The organism is Sphingorhabdus sp. (assembly GCF_044374345.1).
GTDB lineage: Bacteria > Pseudomonadota > Alphaproteobacteria > Sphingomonadales > Sphingomonadaceae > Sphingorhabdus_B.
In genome coordinates, this window is the sequence record NZ_JBILOS010000128.1 from 1 (window position 1) to 4,613 (window position 4,613).

5 protein-coding genes are annotated in these 4,613 nt (G+C 55.7%); 2 read left to right on the forward strand and 3 right to left on the reverse strand.

What is annotated here, in order from left to right:
• Positions 1–142 precede the first annotated feature (142 nt).
• A complete protein-coding gene (locus tag ACIQ5B_RS10280) occupies positions 143–841 on the forward strand; it encodes an HAD family hydrolase (RefSeq protein WP_397598935.1) in 699 nt (232 codons plus the stop codon).
• 35 nt (positions 842–876) lie between these two features.
• Here the strand turns inward: ACIQ5B_RS10280 and ACIQ5B_RS10285 are convergent, their stop codons facing one another.
• Together ACIQ5B_RS10285 and pgeF are read right to left on the reverse strand one after the other, a co-directional pair.
• Positions 877–2,166, reverse strand: a complete 1,290-nt coding sequence (locus tag ACIQ5B_RS10285) for an MFS transporter (protein ID WP_397598936.1) — start codon at positions 2,164–2,166, stop codon at positions 877–879.
• Positions 2,153–2,929, reverse strand: a complete 777-nt coding sequence (gene pgeF, locus ACIQ5B_RS10290; protein ID WP_397598937.1) for a peptidoglycan editing factor PgeF — start codon at positions 2,927–2,929, stop codon at positions 2,153–2,155. The genes ACIQ5B_RS10285 and pgeF overlap by 14 nt, the downstream gene beginning before the upstream one ends.
• A gap of 90 nt (positions 2,930–3,019) precedes the next feature.
• On the opposite strand from pgeF, the gene ACIQ5B_RS10295 reads away from it, so the two are divergent.
• Complete coding sequence (locus ACIQ5B_RS10295; protein ID WP_397598938.1) at positions 3,020–3,826, forward strand: SDR family NAD(P)-dependent oxidoreductase; 807 nt, start codon at positions 3,020–3,022, stop codon at positions 3,824–3,826.
• Positions 3,827–3,905: 79 nt separating this feature from the next.
• Here the strand turns inward: ACIQ5B_RS10295 and ACIQ5B_RS10300 are convergent.
• A partial coding sequence (locus ACIQ5B_RS10300) for a DMT family transporter (protein ID WP_397598939.1) occupies positions 3,906–4,613 on the reverse strand: 708 nt, incomplete at its 5' end.

The window sequence follows — 4,613 nt, forward strand, 5'->3', positions numbered from 1 at the left end:
ATAAGCGGAGGATTTGCCCGCCATCGGTCAGGTCTTCTTGCAAGAACTCTGCAGCGTTAGCCATAGCCATATAACTGGCGTATAAAGGGAAGTATCACAAGCCTCTAGACTTCTTCCATTATATTATGCCTGTAGCAGACCGATGACTGATGCCAAACCAACGCTGCTTGCCATATATGATATGGACAAGACCGTCACGCGACGCGCCACCTATAATGGGTTCCTCCTGCATATGGCGTTTAACAAGTCACCGTGGCGATTGTTTCTTGCGCCTTTATTGCCGATTGGGCTGGCATTATACGCGATGAAGCTGTGGAACCGGGCGCGTTTAAAGCAGTTTTCGCAGACATTGCTTATCGGCCATCGCGTTCCAAGGGCGCGATTTGCCAAATATCTGGAAAGCCATGCCGACATTGTGGTGGGCAAAAATGTCTATCCGCAACTGGTTGCCCGTGTGGCGGAGGAGAAGGCGGCGGGCTATCGCCATGTCATGGCAACGGCGTCATACCGGCTATATGTCGACGCGATTGCAAAGCGGCTTGGCTTTGATGATGTCATCGCGACGGACCTTGCCACGGACAGCACCGGCCATGTTTTGGCACGCATTGACGGGCATAATTGTTATGACGCGGCGAAACTTGAACGGGTTAAAGGCTGGATGGAAGCCCATGGTCTGTCACGCGAAAATTGCCATATCCGTGCCTATTCGGACCATGTGTCCGATGCCCCGTTGCTCAGCTATGCCGATGAACCTTTCGCCACCAATCCGCACGGGCGGCTTGCCCGCCTTGCGGTGACCAAGGGCTGGCCCATATTGGATTGGCGTGATCCTCAAGCCTGAGCGAAGGCCTGTTCGAAGTGGGATAGCAGCCTGGCTTAATCTTCCTCAATTAAGCTCGTATCGCGTGTTTCAGGAAGCATCAGATAGGCAATAACCGTCGCACCGACGCAGATCGCAACATACCAGAAAAACCCGGTTTCGTTGCCCGCACTTTTGAACCACAATGCGACATATTCCAGCGTCCCGGCAAATATGGTGTTCCCGATCGCGTAAGGAAACGCAACGCCCAGTGCGCGGATATGGGCAGGAAACATCTCCGCTTTTACCATTGCATTGTTGGCGGTGTATCCGCCGTGCAGTGTAATCGGGATCAAAATCAGCGCCAACGCGACGATGGGCGAGGTGGCTTGGCCAACCAGCGTATAGATGGGCACAGCGACCAGCGCGACCCCGGCGCCTGCGATGAGCAGCAGCGGTTTTCGCCCAAAGCGGTCCGCCAACATCCCGGCAATGGGCTGCAGACAGAATGACCAAATCAACACGCCGGCGATAATCAACGTTGCAGTTTGCTTTTCGAAACCTGCGGTGTTGATCAGATATTTCAGCATATAGGTGGTGAAAGCATAAGAGGCGAGGCCGCCGCCACCCGACATCACCGCAACCAATATGCAGGAACGCTTGTGATCACGCCAAAGCAATTTCAGCGATGAATGTTCGCGTTTCTGGTCAATATTGGTGAATGATTTTGTTTCAGACATCGTCCGGCGCAAAAGATAGACGCACAATGCCAGAATGGACCCAATCACGAACGGAATGCGCCAGCCCCAATCGGCCATTTGCGCCTCGCTCAATATCGCCTGTAAGATCAGGGCGACCAAAATGGCGAGCAACTGCCCACCGCTCAGCGTTGCATATTGGAAACTCGACCAAAAGCCGCGCCGCGCCGCCGGGGCCATTTCCGACAAATAGGTGGCACTTGACCCATATTCCCCGCCGACGGACAGCCCTTGGACCATCCGTGCGATGACCAAGATGGTCGGCGCAACAACCCCAGCCTGCGCATAGGTTGGCGCAAAGGCAATGGCGAGCGAACCGCCCGCCATTAACAAAACGGCCAAGGTAAGCCCGGCCTTTCGACCATGTTTGTCGCCATAGATACCCATCACCCAGGCACCGATGGGACGCATCAGAAAACCAGCGGCAAAGATTGCAGCCGTGTTGAGCAACTGGGCTGTCAAATCACCTTCAGGAAAAAATAACGGCGCGAAATAAATGCTGAATGTCGCGTAGGCGAACCAGTCATACCATTCGACCAAATTCCCCGCGGAACCGCCCATTATCGATTTAAAGCGTTGCCGCGTTATGCCCTGTTCAGCCACGATCATTGCTCCATATTCCAATCAACGACATTTGTCCGCCATAGCCCGGTTCACTGCGGTGGCAACTGCGCCGATAGCTGAAAAAGCGGTCTGGCTGGCTGTAGGTATCCTGCCCCATGCATTCGACCATTGTGATTCCGGCGGCGGCAAGGCGCGCCGCAACATAGCCTTCGATATCGAATTGGTAATGACCGGCTTTGCCATCGCGGAAGAACCGCGCATTTTCGGGGTTGGCGTCGGCAAAACGTTCAAAGAAACCTGAATCCACCTCATAGCTTTTTTGTGCGATGCATGGGCCAATCGCGCAGGCTATCCGTTCGCGCTGTGCGCCCAGTGCCTCCATTGCCAATATCGTGTTTTCATTAACGCCTGTGAATGCGCCCTTCCATCCCGAATGTGCTGCACCAACGACACCGGCCTGCCTGTCTGCAAATAACACCGGCACGCAATCCGCGGTCTGGACCGCAAGCAGGATATTCGGCCTATCCGTCACCAGCGCATCGGCCTTGGGCGGATCGTCTTGGTCAATGAGCCCAGTGACGGTGACCACGTCAGGCGAATGGATTTGGTACACCCGCGCCAGTGCCGCCCCGGGCATAACGGCAGATACCGCACGCCGCCGGTTTTCGATGACATTGTCGCGCACATCGTCCGAACCAAGGCTGCAGTTCAGCCCTGCATAAATGCCTGCAGAAACACCGCCAACGCGGCCAAGGAACCCGTGCGCAATGTCACCCAGTAATTTTGACTTGATAACGTCGACGGTCACGTGGCGTGGTTCCTCCCTATCTGCTTAATTGCAATTGCGGTGCTTGACGGCAAGCCATTAGATTGCGAACCCATGCCGATGCACCGTCACATGCTCATATTTGGAATGGGGTACACCGCCTCGCGTCTCGCCGACAGCCTTCGTGAAAGCGGCTGGCACGTCACTGGAACACGGCGGATGAGCGGCGGCGATGCGATTGCCTTTGACGATGAAGCGGCAGTCAGTGCCGCAATCGAAAACGCCACGCACATCTTGTCGAGCGTTCCACCCAATGGCGAGGGCGGGGACCCCGTGCTGTTGAAATATGGCGACATGATTGCACGTAGTGACATCTCTTGGCTCGGCTATTTGTCCTCAACGGGCGTGTATGGCGACACGGGCGGTGCATGGGTCGACGAGAGCGGTGCTATTGGCGAAGGCCGCCGAACTGCCCGCGCCGACGCTGACCTTGCATGGCAGGCCTTGCGCAATGACGTCGCGGTCTTTCGCTTGCCCGGCATCTACGGCCCGGGTCGATCTGCGTTGGAACGGGTCGAAGATGGCAAAGCGCACCGTATCGATATGCCTGCGCAAATCTTTAGCCGTGTGCATGTTGATGACATTGTTAGCGCCGTCATTGCCGCATTCGATGCGCCCGCTGGCGTGTATAATATTGCCGATGATGTACCAGCGTCGCAAAATGACGTTATCGAATATGTGTGCGATCTTTTGGCGCAGGAATGGCCGCCACTGATAACGTTGGACGGGGCAGGGCTGTCGCCTATGGCGCGTGGTTTCTATGCCGAAAACCGGCGTGTTTCAAATATGAAGGCGAAACGGCTGCTGGGATGGACGCCGGAATATGCCGATTACCGGCAAGGCCTCAGCGCATTATTGGCTGCGCGCGCAATAATATAGAATTGGGCGGCCGGCTCGCGGGGCTGGAAACGGTTTGGAGGGTGCGGGGCAAGGCATTCACCTTACCGCCGTCACTGCCCTAAGCCTTGCGCGTCTGCATTGCGACGACGAGGCCAACCATCACCAGTGCGCCACCTGCCAGCGCCAATGTCGACCAGACATAGCCTTCGAAAATTGTCGACAGGATCATCGCAAGGACGGGAATGACCACGCCTGTATATGCAGCCTTGCCGGGGCCAATGTCACGGATGAGGCGAAAATAAAGCGGGAAGGTTACGACCGAACCGATGATGCTCAGATACAGCACACCGCCAATATATCCGGGACGCATGTCGATGATGGGAGGACCATCCATGACGAATGCAAAAGCCGCATTGGCCAAGCTGGCCCAGAACATTGACCACGCCAATATCGTGAGCGTCGGGTATCGCGCAACTTTTGGCGTCACCTGAAGCACATTGGAGACCGATGCTGTAGCGACAGCACATATCACCAGAAATAGCCCAAGCAGTGCATCGGTTCCGCCCATAGGGGCAGCGCGATATTCCTGTAGCATCAATAACCCGACCCCGGCGCAGGCAATCGCTGAGCCTAATATGAACGCTCCGCCGATTGGCCGTCCAAGCCAATATTTGGCGAGCACCGCATTGGGCACAATCAACAGCGCGAATACCACTGCGACCAATCCCGACGTGATATAATGTTCAGCGGCATAGACAAAATTGTAGTTCATCCCGAATTGCATCACGCCAAGCAGGATTGTCCAACCGACCATTGGCCGATCTAT

Coding starts and splice junctions, on each gene's coding strand:
- ACIQ5B_RS10285 (WP_397598936.1), bottom strand. CDS start 2,166: ATGATCGTGGCTGAACAGGGCATAACGCGGCAACGCTTTAAATCGATA.
- ACIQ5B_RS10295 (WP_397598938.1), top strand. CDS start 3,020: ATGCTCATATTTGGAATGGGGTACACCGCCTCGCGTCTCGCCGACAGC.
- ACIQ5B_RS10280 (WP_397598935.1), top strand. CDS start 143: ATGACTGATGCCAAACCAACGCTGCTTGCCATATATGATATGGACAAG.